Genomic DNA, 17,809 nt, shown 5'->3' with positions numbered 1-17,809 from the left:
TCAGGCCACCGCCCGGGACATGGCATACAGGCTGTCACGCACGCCCGTACGGTCCTCATCCAGGGTACAGAGCAGCACACCCGGCACCTCGGGCGCAGAATCCAGGCGTGCTGGCGCATGCAGGTAAACGTTCAGTGGTCGCTCATTGCTGGAGGCTTGCAGCTGGATTTCACGGCTGATCAACGCACTCAGTGCGGCATCGCTGTCGCTGCTGCCCACCGAACGCACCGACACCCATCGCCCTTCTCGCGCCAGGAGCAACACGCTGCGCACCGGTTCGGCCACGACAAAAAGGAAATCATCCGTACCCAGGCGTTTATCGAAGTGATTGAACGCGGCCATCAAGTACGGCTGGACCGAACTCAGGCGCAGGCCACGCCCGGCGACCAGGCTGCGCAAACGCTCCAGCAGTGCTTGAGGCAAGGCGGCCGCAATCCGGTCGTAGCCTGCCGGTTCGGCTGACAGCACCAGGCTCCAGGCTTGGCTTTGGGCGCCGTAGAGGTCCTCGAAACACAGTTTGGCGAACCCCAGCAGTTCATCGGGACGGCTGATCTGCTCGCTCCAGGGCACCAGGCAAAAGCGGCTGAAGTGCCCGGAAATCACCACCCGCAATTGAGCCCCGCTCGCTGCATGTTCGCCCAGCAGACGGTCGAGGGTTTCCAGGGCTACCGCCCAGGCATGAAAACCCTCGTCGATAAAGCCGACGCTGCTCAGCCACCGGGTTTCGCCGCCGAGGCACTGGCCAAGACCGACACCACTGGCGCCGACCACGGCCACATACTGATCACGAGATAAAAGTGACACGATTGATCTCCTCGAGCGTGGTCCGCCCTTCCATCACCAGTTCCAGGGCAGACTCGCGCAGCAGGCGCAAGCCACGGCTACAGGCCACGGCCTTGATTTTTGCAACAGGCTGACGCTCGACGATCATCTGGCGCAGTTCATCGTCCAGGTGCAGCAACTCGGCAATGGCCGTGCGCCCGCGATAACCGGTGCCCCGGCAATGGCCGCACCCCTTGCCGTGGACAAAGTTGTAGGCAGCCACCTGCTGTGGATCGAGGCCGGACAGTTGCAGCTCATCGGCACTGGGCTGATACGGCGTGCTGCACGTGGCACAGACCAGGCGGATCAGCCGCTGGGCGAGCACCGCGTTAAGGGCCGAGACCAGGCTGTAGGGATCGATTTCCATTTGGGTGAATCGGCCAATCACGTCGAACACGTTGTTGGCGTGGATGGTGGTGAACACCAGGTGCCCGGTGAGGGCTGACTGCACGGCGATCTGCGCGGTATCGGGGTCACGGATTTCACCGACCATGATCTTGTCCGGGTCATGGCGCAAAATCGAGCGCAGGCCCCGGGCGAAGGTCAGGCCTTTTTTCTCGTTGACCGGAATCTGCAGGACGCCCGGCAGCTGGTATTCCACCGGGTCTTCAATGGTGATGATCTTGTCCACGCCGTGGTTGATCTCGGTGATCATGGCGTAGAGGGTGGTGGTCTTGCCGCTGCCGGTGGGACCGGTGACCAGCACCATGCCGTAGGGTTCGGCGGCCAGCCGCCGCAGCTGGCGCAGGGTTTCATCGGCGAAGCCCAGGGCCTGCAACTGTACGCCGCTGACCTTGTCGGCCAGGTCCTGCTTGTCCAGCACCCGCAGCACCGCGTCCTCGCCGAAAATGCTCGGCATGATGGACACCCGAAAGTCGATCTGGCGGCCACTGATGCCAATCTTGAAGCGACCATCCTGAGGCACACGCTTTTCGCCGATATCCAGTTCGGCCATGACCTTGACCCGGGAGATCACCTGTTCGGCGAACTCGCTGCCCTGAATCTTGCTGATGTTGTTCAGCACCCCGTCGATCCGGTACTTGATGACCAGGCCGGCCCCGGTAGTGCCCAGGTGGATATCGCTGGCGTGCATTTTCAGCGCGTCATACAGGGTCGAGTTGACCAGCTTGACCACCACGCTGGCATCTTCACTGATGCTGGTCAGGGACAGGCTTTGCAGGTTGTCGCTTTCGACATGGGCATCGGCCTGGGCGTTGAGCGATTCCACGGCATGAAAGCTTTCTTCATGACGGGCCAGGTAGGCCTTGAGGTCATCGGCATGCACCAGGTACAGCGGCGCGCCGTGGAGGCAATCATCGATCCAGGCCAGGCGCGCAGTATCAAAGGGATCGGCAAACACGCCAATGACCGTTTCGTCATGGCGCAGCAGCATGAATTCGCGTTTCAGGCACTGGGCCAGCGTGACCCGATCGAAAATCGGGGTGGCCTTGAACAGGGTGTCGGTATCCAGAACGGGGTAGTGCAACGTGCGGCCGAGGCATTCGATGAAAGGCATGGGGGCCAGTTCACAGAGTACCCCCAGGGCTTCGAGCACCCGTTCGCCTGAAGTGACGGCAAGGGCGCGGGCCTGGGCCAGTTGTTCACTGGAGAAGGGAGGCGGTACGCAGTCCAGCAGTGCCGGTTCCACGGCAAGGGATAGACGGTCCATGGCTTGCTCTCCAACGCCGGGGGCTTGACGCCCTGTCGACGCGGCGAGCAATTGCGGCCTGGGCCGGAACGGCTTGTCGCGCCACTACTTCCCGGTGAGCAAGCGTTCGTCGTCTTGGGCAAGGGAGGCCGGTGTTCGTCGGCGATCCTCCAGCACCCAACTGCCGTCGTACAGCTGCAGCGGGAAACTTTGATTCCTGTTCTTGCGTCGTTCGACGAATCCTTCAGCGCGTGGGTGGCTGATGCCCGGTTGGTCCTTCACCTCTAAAAGGTCAAAAATTGCCCGTGCCAGTTCTGCCAATGGAAACGGTTTGAACAGGATATGACTGACCCCACGCTGGCGGGCCCGATCACACACTTCAGTGGTGGGGTGCCCGGTAATCAGTACAAAGTGGCATGTCCTGTTCTGGCGAACGGTATCGAGAACTTCAAAACCTTCCATATCGGGCAAGCGGTAATCGAACACCACCACATCGGGTGCAAAACCCTCGGCTACACCAATGGCCCTGGCACCTTCGTGCGCTATCTGGACTTCCAGCCCCTGCGCCTGCAGATAATCCTGCAGGTTTTGCGCAAGCAGCTGTTCGTCATCAACAACCAGTATTTTGTTCACCAAGGTGGACTCCTCGTAACAGCAGGTCCGAATATCAAGCCTGACGGAGTGCTCACCTTACTTAGGCTTGAGCACACTTCATGCCAAGCAGCGGCAGGCCTTAGAGCCGCTGTAACTGCTTGATACTCATCATAAAAAATTATCCCTGTTACTCCATCCCCCAAAGGCGGGGACGTGTACGGGTGTGGCTTGAAGCTTTTCCCCACTTTTGGGGCCAGCTTCAGTAATTGTCAGTGCGCTCAATGCGGTTGCGCGACCGTAGCTGCTCCAGGACCTGAAGGCGCGCTTGCGACTGTTGCTGTTGGGCGAGGTAAGTGCGAACCATTGCAAATCCCTGTTCCTCTGTGACATCAACTGCATCCAAGTGGTTCTGCAAATAAATAAGATGCCAGCCCACCGCCGTGCGTACCGGTTGGCTGATGTCGCCAACGGCCATGGCAAAGGCCACCGCGTCGAACTCGGGCAGCATGCGCCCCTTGGGAAAATAGCCAAGATCACCGCCTTCGCTGGCGGACGAACCTTCGGAACGGCTTTTGGCAACGTTTGCAAAGTCAGCGCCCTGAGTAATTTCCCGACGTACCTCTACCAAGCGTAGACGCGCAGCCTCGATTGTGGCGGCGCTAGCACCCTGAGCCACCTTGATCAGGATATGCCGGGCATGGACTTGCTCCGGCCGATTCATCTCGCTGCGGTGTTCCTCATAAAAAGCGCGGACCTGCTGCTCATCCGGCGCACCGACGGTTGTCAGTTCGGCAAACACCTTCTGGGCCGCCAGTTCGCGGCGGGTGTACTCGGTATAACTGGCCTCGTCGAAACCCGCGTCGTTGAGCCTGCGCGCAAACACTTCGGATCCACCCACCGCAGTGCGCGTCTTCTCGACCTGGTCGTTCACCACCGCATCACTGATCACAACGTCGCGCTTGACGGCCTCCTGCCAAAGCAATTCCTTGTCAATCAGGGCGTCCAGTGCTTTTCGCCGTAATTGCTGATACGCCTTGGGGTTGCGAATATTGCCCACAGCCCGCCCCTGGTCTTCCAGGTACTCGGCGAAATAACGCTCGAGGCGAAATGCGGGAATTTCCTCGCCATTGACCCGTGCCACGACGGGCTCGTTGCTGCACAGCGCCGCGGGGCCCCAGAGGGTCAGCAGGATCAACCAATTATTGAGTTTCATAAGGGGTCTCCGGTCAGGGCATCGCAGCAACGGGTTTATAGGGAGCTACCAGGTAAAAACGCTGGTCCGGCAGTTCCAGTGCGACCACATGGGCACCATTGAGGCCCAGGCGGCGGCCGGGGCCGAAGCTGATCTGCGGCGTCAGCCCGGTGGCAAAGTCATGCAGCCCTTCCAGGGCACTGACCAGCTTTTCGCGACTGGCATCCCTTCCGGCCTGCTTCATGCCCTCGGCGAACAACAGCATCGAGCTGAAGGCGCCTACTTGCACAAAGGCATGCTGCCCACCCAGGGCCTCGGAATCGCGCACCTGCGTCAGCGCCAGGCGTCCGGCCGGGGTCCAGTCACTGGGTATGAAGGGGTAGGCAATAAACACCCGACGGGAAAACTCGACGGGTACCTGGAACAGGTCCCCCGCCACCTGCTGCGCCGTGGCAAACAGATAAGGCGCCTGCTCTGCCTCCTGAAAACGGTTGGCGAGGCTGCTGAAACCGCCACCGCTGCCCAGGTAGAAAACCGAACGGCACCCCGAGGGAAACGGCTCTTGCGCAGGGTCGTAGGCCTGCACATGAACGTCCTGCCAGGCGTGAGTCTGTAAATAGAGGCCAAGCTCGTCCGCGGCCTTCTGCTGTCCGGGCGCACCGGAGTAAAGGACCCACGTTGGCCCCTGCAACGCCACAAGCTCCTGGCTGGCGAAGTCGGCCAAGGCAATCAACTGCTCGCGCAACCCCGGCAAGGGCTCGAAAATCAGCCTGCTGGACTGGCTCGTACCGAGCAGCGACAACGCCCCTATCAGTGGAACGCCGGCCTGCTCCAGATGGCGTGCAAGCTCGGTGTCGAGTGCCGGGGCCAGGGGCGCGATCAACGCGAAGATCTGCTCCTGATCAATCAGCCGGTCCAGCGCCTGCCCGGCACTGGCGCGATCCGGCCCGGGATCGAGGATGGTCAGGCGCAACTGGCGACCATGAATGCCCCCCGCCTGGTTGATTCGCTTCACTGAGCCATTGAGCACCCCGGCGATGGTGGCGGCCTCTTCGGCCAGCGGTCCTTCGGAGGGCAGCAACGTACCCAGGGTGATGCTGTCGCCCTCGAGGCCGGGATCACGATCGTCCGCCACGCGCTTGAGATAAGCCGTGAGATTGCGCTGGTCGTTGATCGACAGGACGAACTGCGGCATGGCCGGGTCGAGCCGATTGCCGCCGGGGTCACGGCCTTCCTGAATGGCCCGGGCCAGCGCACCGTCCGAGTACGCCGGGTAGCTGCGGCCATTGATCTGCTGCTGGCCATGAATGCTGCTCAGGCGCGACCAGCTCAGGTCTGGCGGTCGTACACCCCCCTCCGGGCGCCCGAGCCCGTCGGTGCCGTGACAGTTGGCGCACGGCAAGCTGGTGGCGGGCAACAACATACCGGCGGCGCCGACCCTGGCCATGATCGGTTCACCACTCGCCGACACCCCTTCACGGTACAGGCGCTTGCCGGCACTTTCAGTGGGGGTCAGAGGCAATGCCTGGGCACAGGCAATTGCGCCTGTGAGCAGCAACATCGCAAGGGCGAATGAGGTTTTCATCGGACACGCTCAACGCCCGGCTACAGGCATTGTCAGCAGCTGCAAGCGCTGGGCAATGGCCGCCGCCGGGGCATCGGGGCGGATCTTGCTCCAGCGTTTGTTGGCCACATCACCGACAATCAGTTGCGTGGAGTGTTGCTCGGGGGTTGGCACGATCTGGCCAATGCGCCCCAGTACCAGCTCCATCTGCGCCTTGTTGCCGGTCAAAAAAAGCCAGTGGGGATCGTCGACCCCTTGTTTCAAGGTGTAAGCCTTGAGCACCGCCGGTGTGTCACGCAGCGGATCACTGGTAAGGGAAATGAAAGTAATGCCATCGGCCTTGTCCCCCAACACCTCACGCACCTCCTTGAGCTTGCGGGTAATCAACGGACAGGCATCGTTGCAACTGGTGAATATCACGTTCAGCAACACCACACGGTTTTCCAGGGCGTCGCTGTAGAAGCGCAGGGTCTGACCGTTCTGGTCCAGCAAGGGGGTGTCGGTAAACCAGGTTTTGGCATCACGGGTGCCCGTGGTCGGAGGGGCTACAGCGGCGACCGCCGCTGGTGCTTCAGAGGCCGATTGCGAGTGCCCTTCGTGGGCGAGCGTCACGCTGGTGAACAGGCAAAAGCACACACTCAAGGCCATGCGGTCGAGGATTTTCATGGCTGCTGCTCCATTGCAACGGCGGTGTGTTTGGCATGGGCACCGCGCTGACCCCTGAGTTTTTCCACTTCATGGATCAGCACCGCCGGGTCAGTGAAACCGTAAAAACGGGTCCAGTGCCGGCTATTGCCGTCGCCCACCAGAATCAGCGGTGCATGATTTTTCAAGTCGCCGCCGAACGTACCCAACCCCTTGAGCGTGTCATTGACCGACTGGGTCGAACCCGTCAGCCAGCTCCAGCCCGGCCCGCTCTGAAAGGCACGGGCGTATTCATTCAACCGGCCGCTGTCGTCACGCTGCGGGTCGATGCTGATGGAGACCAGTTGCACTTCGCTGCCCACCCGCGCGCCCAGCTGTTTCTGCACCTTGCCCATGATGGAGGACACCACCGGGCAAACCGTGGTGCAGCTGGTGTAGATGAAACTCATGACCACGATTTTGTTGGCCACCAGATCCGGCTCCAGATGGACCGACTTGCCGTTCTGATCAACCAGCGCGACGTCGGCAAAACTGACTGGGGCGCCCTGGGTGCTGGCGGGGGTCGCCGTCATGTCATGGCCGGCATGTTCATCCGCCGAATGGGCCTGGGCCTGGCCGATACCGCAGGCCAGCAGCCAGAGGGTCGCTAGAGCACAATGGGCAAATCGGTTCATGTCGATTTCCTCTTCAATGAGCAGCGCCGGGAAGTACCCGCACGCTGGCAAAAGTCTTGTCGTCGAAGCCCGCGCCAAGGGACGCTGCGCGCACATGCAGGTACCAGGCACCTGGCTGATCGAGGGTCAGCGGGACTTCGTAGACGCCCTCTCCCACCTCCCGAGCCGCCACCGCCTGTGCCCGTGAGGACGGCGCGAGGAAGTAGCGCACCTGGACATCCCCGACCCCGCTGCGCCGGGTTTTCTGCTTGCCCTGAACAATGCGAAAACGCACCACGTAAGGGCTGCCAAGTGGCGTCGTGGAGGTGTCGAGCATGAACTCGACCTTGGGCACACCCGCCACCCGGCTCGTCTCTGTCGCCGGTTCTACATCCGCCGTGAAGCAGTGGATGATGTTCGGCTGGTTGAGCAGGAAGGCCACATCGAAACGTCCGGCGGGGGGCAGCTTGATCCGCGCACTGTAGAGCCCCGGCGAGACTTCACGCAGGCTGCGGTCAATCACCAGCGCGGCCCGCGCCACTTGCCCGCGGTTGGGGTAGCCGGACATCGGGGCATTCATGCCCTCGGCGTAGAAGTAGGTGGTGTTGTCCACCGGGTTGACCACGAACACCGCATTGTCGTCCCGCGACACCGCCAGGCTTGAAGCCAGGGGCAAGTCACCGGCCAGGCGCGGCGCCTGTGGGCCTGCTTCGAAGCCCTGGGTGATCGGGGTACGCCCTTCCCCAAGCGACGCGAGGTTGATCATCGTGACCTTGGCCGACGCCAGGCCCCGGATGTAGGCATAGGCCTTGGTGAACACCACTTGATAGGGTTCGGCGGACACCGCCACGTCATGGATCAGCGAATCGTTGCTGGCATCGATGACCGACGCCTGGTTTTCCAGGGTATTGAGCACAATGCCAAAGCGTCCGTCGGCGCTGAAACCCATGGGCCCCAGGCCCTGCTTGAGCCTGATGACCCGGCGCACCGCCAGGCTTTGGGTGTCGACCACCGTCACCGTACCGTCCTTGCCATCCGCTACATAGACGGCCTGGGACAGTGGCGAAAAGGCGATCGACAGCGGGTGTGAGCCCGTCTTGAGCTGCTTGCTCAGGGTCAGGCTGGCGATGTCGATGATGCTCACCGTGCCGTCATCGCGGTTGCTGACAAACGCATGCCGGCTGTCCTTGCTGAACGCGATCTCATGATGACCGGCGCCAGTTGCCAAATACTTGAGTGGCTTGAGGCTCTGCGCATCGATCACCGTGACCCCGGATTGCTCGCGGGCCTTGGCGTTGTTGCCCACCCACAGCAGGCGCTCGTCCGGTTGCAGGGCCACGCGCACCGGGTTACTGCCCGCCGCAACCGAGTCGATCAGCTTGAATTGCTCGCTGTCGATCACCGCCACTGCATCGGCTTTGGGCATGGACACAAACACCCGCTTATTGTCTCTGGGCGTGATCCAGTCCATGGGCGGCTGTTTCAGGTCGATGCGCGATAACGTACTGGTGATTCCCCCCACAGACACTTGCGGGTCGACCACCGACACACTGGCATCACGATTCATCACCATCAGGAAATAGCTGTTGAGATCCAGCAGAGGCCGGGCGCCGATGCTCGACTTGAGAAACACCCCGACTCGCGACTTGCAGCTGTGCTCACGCCCCTGGGCCAGGTCGGCGGCAACGGCCTGGGGGTCGAGCCAGGCACCCGGTGCAACACCCGCCAGAGGCTGGCCAGACGTGGCGTCGGTGATCCGGAAACGCACATCGGCGAACTCACCTTCACGCAGTACGTCGTCTTTGGCCAAGGGCTGTACATTCAAGGTGACCGTCACACCGTCACGCACCAGCCTTTGTTCGCCCTTAGCCTGTGGTTCGGCCGCCCAGCACACGCCCCCCAGGGCGCACAGTGTTGTTGCGAGCATCCACCCACACACACCGGTTCCAATGGCCTTGTTCATTGTCTTTCTCCCCGTCAAGTTCCCGCATGCCGCCCCCCCTGAACAGCAGGAGCGGGCTTGCTCGCTCCTGCTGATACGCACGGCCCGTCAAGGCGTCGGCGCAGGTTCCAGCTCATTGGATACCCGTAACAATCCCCACAACCCGGCGGTGTTGCCGTAGGCGGCGTAATCCCGGAAGAGGTAGTCCCCCGGTATTGCATTGATGCCCCCGGCACTTGGGTGCATGAAGCTGAAGTGCGCCGCCGGAAGGACGCTTTCATGGGCGCCGATGTACATCGACATCGGGTTAAGGCCAAACCGTACCGAGCCCACGCCAGGCGTACCCATCGGATAGCCACCGGTGTCGCTTTTTTCCGACTGGAACGGGTTGACTGACCACACGTGTCCGTCGAGCTGGAACGTGCTGCCACGACTGCCGCCGGTAGGCATCAGGATGTGGGTGCGGAACGGTTGCCCCGGTTTCACATAGAGCACAGGGGTTTGCGGATCGCCTCCCACCAGGGCGTTGCTGTACGCCATGTGCGCATTGGGCACGTCAGCGTAGCCACCGCCCTCTGCGTGGCCGAACGGTGCATCGGGGGCCAGCCCGAAGCGGTACCACAGCGGTTCGGCCTTGTAGTTGATCGCCATGCTGGAGTTGTCCTGCGGATCCGTAGGTACCCCCAGGCCTTCAGCCGCAATACCTTCCACTGGCCGGCCACCCGCCCAGCGGATATTCAGGGCTTTTTGCCAGACCATCGCAAAGTCGCGATAAACAGCCTGGCCCGGCGCAGTCACGCTGGCATTGACCTTGCGGATATCGTCAACCCAGGTGGCCCCCACCGGCAGGATACTCATGGCACCCCCCAGGCCTTTCTGCGGCTGCTTGATCACATCCGACGGGGTGAAATTCAGCCCGCCAAACTCCACGGCCGTGGCGTTGATGTTGTCGACACTGCGCCCCAGTTGCGTGATCGGCTTGCCTTCGCGCTCCAGGTGACCGGCGTAGTACTGATAGGTGCGGCTCGGGTAGGCACCGCTGTTGCCAGCCCTGGGAGCCACGGTCTGCACCGGGTTCGCACCCACGTTGGCGCCATCGGACTTGGTGATGTCATACGCCAGCAGTTGGGCATGCAGGCCAACATGGCTGGACGGACGCATCAGGTTGTTGCTGAAGGTGCTCGAGCCGTCACTGCCATTTCGATCACGCTTGACCACACCCTGCATCACGGCGGTCTGGGTCAGGTCGGGCATGACACTCGGCAGACGGTTTTCCAGTGTGATGTTGATGCAGTCCCCGGCCGTTGCGCGCAACACCAGCGGCTCGACGGGAACGCCGGGTTTGAGCTTGCCGCTGACCGGGTCCAGGTCGGCCTTGCGTACATAGAGGATGGCGGTCGGGTCATGCAGCGGGCCGCTCTGGCCGCCGATGGTCATGGTTACCCCGTCCTCGGGATCGGTCACAGTGACACGGGGGATACTCACCGGCCGCGAGTTGTACACCAGGGTCCCGCCAGCGGGTTTCAACGGCCCGCCCACATGCTGGCCAATGCCTGCCGGATCGCCGAGGGTCAGCCCCAACGGATTGCCGAGGATGTCGTTGGCCAGTGCGGCGACGACTTCATAGTTGCGCTGCACAGTGGGACGGGTACCGATGCCATTGGGGTTGGCGCTGATTCTTGGGCACGAGCCGTCGAAGGCCACGGTGTTGCGCATACCGGCCGGTTTCGGGTTGTTCGGCAGCGCAAACAGGTCGGTACGCTGGGCGGTGTAGTTGCGCATCACACCCCAGATCCCGCTCCAGTAACCTTCGATCGAAGCGTCCATCGAGTACAGGTAATCCCCGGTGGTCGCCGCCGAACTGGACAACATCGAGATCGGTGCGATAAAGCCCATCTGCTCGGAAATCCCGATCATCTGCGAAGCGCGCCATCCGGAGTTGGAACTGCTGCCGAAGCCCGAGCCGCTTTGCAGCCACTTCACGCCGTGCAGCGTCACGTTGTGCTCTTCTTCATGACCACCGGCATGTACCCGCAGCCGCACATTGTCACCCGTGTAGGTACGCAACATCGGTGTGAACGGGTCGCCCGGTTCGGCGCCACCCCGGTTGATGTGCGGCGGAAACAGGGTGGTGCCGCCGGTTGGTCCGGTGGCGGACGTGATCAGGTTGGGCGCCAGGTTCATGGCCGGAATCGCCCGGTCGGTGCGGCTTTGCAGGGCATACGAGAGGTCGCCGCCCAGGCCGTCCGCCTGCATGCCACGCTTGCCGTCGGGGCCGACCTTGTTCGGGTCGTAAACCCGCAACGCCAGCGGTTCATTGCGATAATTGATCACGAACATGCCAGGGTCATCCACGGAGATGGCCTGTGGGCATGGACGAGTTGGGCAACCCGCGACCCGTCCACCCTGCACTTCGACAATGCCTTCGAGCAAGCTGCTGGCATTACTGCGCACCGGCGGGTTGATGGCGTAGCGGAAGCTGTCCGCTGTGGCCGGAAACGCCTGGGGATTGGGCACGCCATTGGGCCCTGCGCCCACATACACACCGGCTTCATAGGCGTGCTGGAAATCGCTGTATTCGAGGAAGAACTCACGGAAGCTGTCGTTCTTGCCATCGCCGTCCAGGTCACCGGTGGACACCACGGCTTGCCACGAGGTCGGCCCGCCGTCCTGACGCGCGCCGCTGTAGAGGGGCTCGCCGGTTTCGGCGTGGAACCAGGTGGAACCGGCCGGTTCGGCCAGCACGGTGGCGTACAGGCCAATCTGTTGATGGGTCGACGGGCCTAGATGGTCGTGGGTAAAGATGGTGCCCAGACCACGGTCGATGCCTTTGATATTGACCACAGGGTCGACAAACCAGCGTTGCATCGCGGTGCGCGCACCCACCCAGTCAGCCCGGCCGAACTGGCCGAAGTACGGGTGATTTTTGGCTTTCGGACAGGCTGGGGTGCCATCACGCACATCGGCCCCAGTGCACTGGTTGAACGTGCGGATGGCATGGATGCGTTCCTGCACGGCGCCGGGGGAAAGCACACCGTCTTCATAGTTCCAGCCGTTGGCCGAGCCGTCTGCGGCAGTCAGGTCCCATTTAGGCAAGTGGATGTGTTGGCCAATGACGTCGGTGGGGGTCCGGACCTGATAATCGTCCATCTCATAGGTGGCCGGCACCAGGTTGGTCTGCTGGTACTGCACGCAGTCAAAGGTGTTCATGCGCATCACCAGAGGTTCTGGCGGACGCTGCTTGGTGATCACCGGCCAGGCGTCTTCCCACAAGGCCAGAATGCGCGCTTGCGGAAAATGGTAGCCAACCTTGTTGTACACCGCGTCGAACTGAATATTGGCTGCCTTGTAGATCCGTGGACGATCCGCAGTAAAGGTCGAAGAACCGGTGAACGACATGCCGTCCATGCGCTCGCCGCTATTGAACTCGCCGGTCCCGGCGGCGCTGGTCAGGCGTTTTTGCCGATCATCCATGCACGGTTCGTAATACGGCGCGCCTGCAATGGGCAACGCGCCGTTGGTGCGGAAGTTGCGCGCGACGACTTGCTTGCCGGGCAACAGGGCAAAGCTGGGGTGGTCTTTTTTCGCGTGGAAGGCCATGGCGGCCTGTTCGACCTCGGTGCCCTCCTCAGGCATGTAGATCGGCTTGGCCCGCGTCACTTCCTTGGAAAAATCCAGCGAGGTCGTCACGGTGTGGGCCTTGCCACCGGCAGAGAAGCCGGCCAGGGAGTGTCGTCCCAGGCCGCCGTCCCAGCCGCCCGACTGAGCCGGGTCGAGGTTGGCCCACAACGCCTTGCCGCTGTTTTTCAGTGTCTGGGCCTTGCCCGCATCGAGCATGTCCAGTGGCGGGGTCGGTGGGCGTTGGCCGACCGAGCTTTCCATGCCGCCGATCCAGAACGGATAGCCGGGGTTTTTCAGGCTGCCGTCAGCATTGCGGTTGGCTTCACTGCGATCCACCAGGGCCAGAGAACCAATGGCCTGGGCGCCGCCACTGCGATGCACGCCGTCGTCATCATCGTCATCGTCCCCGGCAGCGACCAGGGTCTCGCTGATTCTGGGTACCACAGCCACTTTGCCTGGCATCGGCGCCATGGCCTTGCCGGGCAACGGCACCACGGCAGGAATCGGGGTACCCGCCACGATCTCTCCATCGGGCAATGCACGGGCACCGGCTGCGGGTTTGCCGCTGCGCAAGGCAAAAGGCTTGGTGTGATAACCGTCGCTGCCCTGTTGTGACACATCCAGCCGGGTGCCTTCTTCGAACACATCGTGCACCCGCCACATGGCCCACATGCCCTGGGCAAAGTGCGGGTAGAAATGGCAGTGATAGATTGCATCACCGGCAACACGGTTGCGGTTGCCCGAGCCACCGTTGGCAATTTCGTAGGTGTAACCGGCGCCCGGGCCAATCCCCTGGGCGTCTACATAGTCGGAGTTGTCATCGTTGGGGTTGAACAGCCATTGATGGCCATGCAAGTGGAAGATGTGTTGCTCATGCCCGTTGTGGGTATTGCGAAACTTGACGAAGTCACCGATGTAGCTGTGGTTGACGTTGGACGGCTCGGAGGGGTACAGCGCCATGCTCGCCTTGACCCCGACTTGCTCGGCACGGGGCACTTCGCCGGGACGGATGTTCTCCAGCCCGACGTTGGCCGGTACGTCCACCAGCATCGCCACGTCGCCGACGGTGTGCGAGCTCAGGAAAAACTCTTCGTACGCGCAAGACAGGCAGTCGTGCATCGGCCCGACCCCGAGCCGGTTGGCGACCACTTCGGCCCCCATGCCGCCAGAGCCATAGTTGATCATGAACGAGTCCCGGGTTGGCTCAAGTACGTGGGCCATGACCGGGTCTGCCCAATATGCCGGAAAGGCTTGGGTGACAGCGGTTTCGTCCTGGAACTGCGAGGCAAAGTCACGGAAGGGTTCGAGACGGTTGGGCAACGCCGGATTGCGTTTGCCAATGGACTCCAGGGGATAGGTCGCAGGCGGGAAACTGCCGTCGGCATTGCTGCCCATCACGATCGCATCGCTTTCGCTGGAGATGATTTCATTGCCATCGACCATGTTGATGATCGGCGTACCCGCCTTGCCTTCACGGATCCAGGGTTCGCGCTGCGGGTAGCGGGCCTGGTAATCGACAATCGGCTGGCCAGTCGGCGTGCGCCCGCTGGAGGCCAGGCGCATTTCTTCTTCCGTCACGGTATTGCGATAGTTGCGACCGCCCTTGGGCATCACCACCACTTCCCCGAACAGACCGTTGGCCACGTTGCCTGCATCCCCTTCACCACCGAATGTGGCGCCACGGCTGCTGGCGGCGAATGCGCCTTCGCGCTCGGCATACAGCGTGTAGGTGCGGGTCGCTCCGGGGGCAACCAGGGTATTGGCGTTGCGTCCGGTGTAGGAGGAAATATCGTCGATACTGTTGACCGCTTGCAGGCCGTTGACCTGGAACCCCACATGGCGGTCAGCGACTTGTTCGTCAACCTTGAAGTTGTTGTTGCCGGCTTCGACTTCAACTTCGCCTTCTACCTCGCCCTCGTCCCCGTCTTCCGGGCTGCCGGGGTTGGCCTGGTAAGCCAGCAGGTTCTGCAAGTTGATGGTCAGGCAGTCACCGGCGGCAACCCGCAACACCAGCGGACGCGGGCGCTTGTCGGGTCGCAGCGAGACCTTGCCCGGAACTGCCGCCCCGCCCATGTTCAGTGGCTGGTCATGGTCATCAACCACATCACGGCGCAGGGCGAACATCATGCCGTTGACGTTCTGCGCACCCAGGCGGTTGAACATCAGCGGCTGGTCCAGTGCGACGATATTGGCGACCAGATTGCGTTCACAACGTGCTGCCGCCTGGGCCGTTTCAATGCCGATCAGCGGCGTGACCAGTAACAGCAGGTTTAACAAGTGATGAGCGTGGGGAATGCCGTTCATGATCACTGATCTCACTGTTAGTGCTCAAGGAGTGATGTTCGCTAAACCTGATACTGCATAGGCCATGCCATAAAAATTTGTATTAACTTTCAATTGCTTACGCTTTGAATCCGAGAATTCGGGGGAAATCCCCCACTCTTTCCCCACTTTCTGCAGTGCCTGGTCGACCCAACAATCGGGGACACAGCCCCGACACCGGGCTCACAGCGGCGAGTCCGCAGGCAGGCCCTGCAAACGCCGGTACTGGCGCAGGACGCTGGGCACATAACGCTGGGTTTCGGCAAACGGAGGAATCACTCCACCACGACTGAGCACGGCTTGCGGCCCGGCGTTGTAGGCCGCTACGGCCAGGGCAATATCGTTGCCGAACAGGGTCATCATGCGTTTGAGGTACTTGGCCCCGCCCTGAATATTGGACTGGGGGTCGTAGACGTCCGTGACCCCCATCTCCCGGGCTGTATCGGGCATCAACTGCATCAACCCGCCCGCACCTTTGGGTGATGTTGCCCTGGGGTCGTAGTTGGACTCGTGCTGAATTACTGCGGACAACAGCGCAGCCGGTAACTCATTGGCAGCCGCTGCCGCCAGCACCATCTCGGCATAGGGTTGTGCGGCAATCATCTGCGGCTGTTGATCAATGCCGGTCTGGGCCTGGACCTCTGCCGACTCGCGAATCACACGTTCATAATGCCGCCCGGGGCGGTGAACGTTGGACAGCACGTAGCTGCCATTGGCATCCCGGGATACAAACACATCGGCGTGTACGACAGCGCTCATCAGCAATGCGCCAAGCAGTGTCGTGGTCATTGTCCTGGTCATTTCTACCTCCCCCGACCGGCCCCTGGAAATGGGGGTAATGCCCCAATGGGTGATCGCGAGGTAGCCCTATGCAAGCACCGCGCCGTAACGCACAAGGGCCGGTACACGGGGGTTACAGCCAGGTCGGGAGGTCTGAGCATGGCAATTGCATAAGACTTGCTGGCGACTGTGCTGCCCACTGAGTGAGGTCATCATGAATCAGCGTATGTGTCATGCACCGCGAACCCAGCACGGGTTCACCCTGCTCGAATTGTTGGTGGTACTGGTGGTCCTCGGGCTATTGGCGGGCATCGTCGCGCCGAAGTATTTCGCCCAGCTGGGCCGTTCCGAAGTGAAAGTGGCCAAGGCGCAAATCGAGGGCCTGGGCAAGGCTCTGGATTTGTACCGACTGGAAGTCGGCCATTACCCTTCCACTGAACAGGGCTTGCAGGCACTGGTCACAGCGCCCAGCGATGAAACCCGCTGGACAGGCCCGTACCTGCAGAAAAAGCTGCCCCAGGACCCATGGGGACGTAACTACACCTACCGCTACCCCGGTGAAAACGGTGAGTACGACCTGCTGTCCCTGGGCAAGGACGGACAACCCGGTGGAGAAGGCGAAAACGCCGAAATCACCAGCTGGCAATGACGGGAGTCGCAACCATGCGCTTTCATCTCAAGGCAGTGGGCAAAACCGGCGTGGTCTCGATGACCGTCGAAGCTCAGGGCGATAGCGAAGCCCGGCGCATGGTCGAGGATCAGGGCATGCGCGTGGTCAGCCTGCAGGCCGAGCGCCGCTGGCGAGCGTGGCATCTGCATCAGCGCGAGACCTTCAACCTGGTGTTGTTCAGCCAGGAGTTGACCACCTTGCTCAACGCCGGTCTGCCGTTGATCGATGCGCTGGAAAGCCTGGCCGAAAAGGAAAACGCCCCCCAGGCCCGTAAAACCCTGAGTGAGCTGGTTCGCCTGCTGTACGAGGGCAAGTCCTTCTCACAGGCATTGGCCCAATTGTCGGCGGTGTTCCCTCCGCTGTACGTTGCCCTGGTGCAATCGAGCGAGAAAACCGGGGCCGTGGGTGAGGCGCTGGGGCGGTATGTCAGCTACCGGCAGCGCATGGACGAGGTTCGGCAGAAGATCGTCAGTGCATCGATCTACCCTCTCCTCCTGCTGGTGGTGGGCAGTGGCGTGGTGCTGTTCTTGATGGGTTACGTGGTGCCCCGCTTCAGCCTAGTCTTCGAAGGCCTGGGCGAGAATTTGCCGTGGTTGTCGCAGGTGCTGATGAATGGCGGGATGTTCCTGCACGCCCATCAGGGCGAGTTTTTCGGTGCCGTGGTGGCAATCATCGTTGCCATCTCCTTCCTCCAGCGCCGACCGGCCTTTCGTCGGGCGGTTGGCCGATTGATCGAAAAAGTGCCGGCGGTCCATCAGCGCATCGTCATGTACGAACTGGCGCGATTTTATCGCTCCCTGGGCATTTTGCTGCAAGGCGGCATTCCGCTGGTGACGGCCATGGGAATGGTCCGTGGTCTGCTGACGGTGGCGTCCAGCCAGCGCCTGGATCAGGCCTGCGAACGGGTGCGCGAAGGTCAGTCGCTATCGGCGGCGCTGGAGCTCAACCACTTGGTGACGCCAGTCTCCCTGCGTCTGCTGAGGGCGGGTGAACAGTCCGGTAATCTGGGGCAGATGATGGAGCGCAGCGCCGACTTCTATGACGAAGAAGTCGGTCGCTGGATCGAATGGTTCGTACGCCTGTTCGAGCCCCTGCTGATGACCTTCATCGGCCTGCTGATCGGGGTCATCGTGATCTTGATGTACATCCCGATTTTCGAACTGGCCTCCAGCATTCATTGATCATCAAACGCCTGCCCCACTCCGTAGCAGTTGACGAGCTATGCGAGGCTGGGTTCGGCTGCGCAGCAGTCGTAAAGTCGGCTTCCACGGTTAATCTGGCATACCGCGTGTACCGGATTTGCGACCGCTACGTCGCAGTGGCGCACCATCTCGATCGCAGCCTCGTTCTACTCGT

The 17,809-nt window shown here is 61.8% G+C and carries 12 protein-coding genes; 2 read left to right on the top strand and 10 right to left on the bottom strand.

What is annotated here, in order from left to right; genetic code table 11:
* The 10 genes from KO536_RS09590 to KO536_RS09545 form a co-directional block, all read right to left on the bottom strand.
* Positions 1 to 804 carry a hypothetical protein gene (locus KO536_RS09590; protein ID WP_219261738.1) on the bottom strand — a complete coding sequence of 268 codons (804 nt, stop codon included), beginning with the start codon at positions 802 to 804 and terminating at the stop codon, positions 1 to 3.
* The gene (locus tag KO536_RS09585) at positions 785 to 2,491 is read right to left on the bottom strand and encodes a GspE/PulE family protein (RefSeq protein WP_133079436.1); all 1,707 of its coding nucleotides are present in this window, start codon (positions 2,489 to 2,491) and stop codon (positions 785 to 787) included. Before KO536_RS09585 ends, KO536_RS09590 begins: the two co-directional genes overlap by 20 nt.
* 84 nt (positions 2,492 to 2,575) lie before the next feature.
* Positions 2,576 to 3,106, bottom strand: coding sequence for a response regulator (locus KO536_RS09580; protein ID WP_219261737.1), 531 nt, complete (start codon positions 3,104 to 3,106; stop codon positions 2,576 to 2,578).
* Between the two features lie 217 nt (positions 3,107 to 3,323).
* Entirely contained in the window at positions 3,324 to 4,277 is a 954-nt protein-coding gene (locus tag KO536_RS09575) for a peptidylprolyl isomerase (RefSeq protein ID WP_219261736.1), read from the bottom strand.
* 13 nt (positions 4,278 to 4,290) lie between these two features.
* A complete protein-coding gene (locus KO536_RS09570) occupies positions 4,291 to 5,841 on the bottom strand; it encodes an ABC transporter substrate-binding protein (RefSeq protein ID WP_219261735.1) in 1,551 nt (516 codons plus the stop codon).
* A 9-nt stretch (positions 5,842 to 5,850) separates the two neighbouring features.
* Positions 5,851 to 6,486, bottom strand: coding sequence for an SCO family protein (locus KO536_RS09565; RefSeq protein WP_219261734.1), 636 nt, complete (start codon positions 6,484 to 6,486; stop codon positions 5,851 to 5,853).
* Positions 6,483 to 7,139 (bottom strand): SCO family protein, encoded by a 657-nt coding sequence (locus KO536_RS09560; RefSeq protein WP_219261733.1) that lies wholly within the window; start codon positions 7,137 to 7,139, stop codon positions 6,483 to 6,485. Before KO536_RS09560 ends, KO536_RS09565 begins: the two co-directional genes overlap by 4 nt.
* A 13-nt stretch (positions 7,140 to 7,152) precedes the next feature.
* Positions 7,153 to 9,081 (bottom strand): cytochrome D1 domain-containing protein, encoded by a 1,929-nt coding sequence (locus tag KO536_RS09555; protein ID WP_219261732.1) that lies wholly within the window; start codon positions 9,079 to 9,081, stop codon positions 7,153 to 7,155.
* Between the two features lie 87 nt (positions 9,082 to 9,168).
* Positions 9,169 to 14,985, bottom strand: a complete 5,817-nt coding sequence (mnxG, locus tag KO536_RS09550) for a manganese-oxidizing multicopper oxidase MnxG (RefSeq protein WP_219261731.1) — start codon at positions 14,983 to 14,985, stop codon at positions 9,169 to 9,171.
* A gap of 201 nt (positions 14,986 to 15,186) precedes the next feature.
* Positions 15,187 to 15,804 (bottom strand): lytic transglycosylase domain-containing protein, encoded by a 618-nt coding sequence (locus tag KO536_RS09545; protein ID WP_133079428.1) that lies wholly within the window; start codon positions 15,802 to 15,804, stop codon positions 15,187 to 15,189.
* A gap of 193 nt (positions 15,805 to 15,997) precedes the next feature.
* Between KO536_RS09545 and gspG the strand changes: the two genes are divergently transcribed.
* Positions 15,998 to 16,432, top strand: a complete 435-nt coding sequence (gene gspG, locus KO536_RS09540) for a type II secretion system major pseudopilin GspG (RefSeq protein WP_133079427.1) — start codon at positions 15,998 to 16,000, stop codon at positions 16,430 to 16,432.
* A 14-nt stretch (positions 16,433 to 16,446) separates the two neighbouring features.
* Positions 16,447 to 17,634, top strand: a complete 1,188-nt coding sequence (locus KO536_RS09535) for a type II secretion system F family protein (protein ID WP_219261730.1) — start codon at positions 16,447 to 16,449, stop codon at positions 17,632 to 17,634.
* The last annotated feature ends 175 nt before the right edge of the window (positions 17,635 to 17,809 follow it).

Origin of the sequence: Pseudomonas sp. NKUCC02_KPG (assembly GCF_019345465.1) — a bacterium.
Lineage (GTDB): Bacteria > Pseudomonadota > Gammaproteobacteria > Pseudomonadales > Pseudomonadaceae > Aquipseudomonas.
The sequence above is the reverse complement of the archived record's forward strand: the minus strand, read 5'-3'. Positions and strand labels throughout refer to the sequence as shown.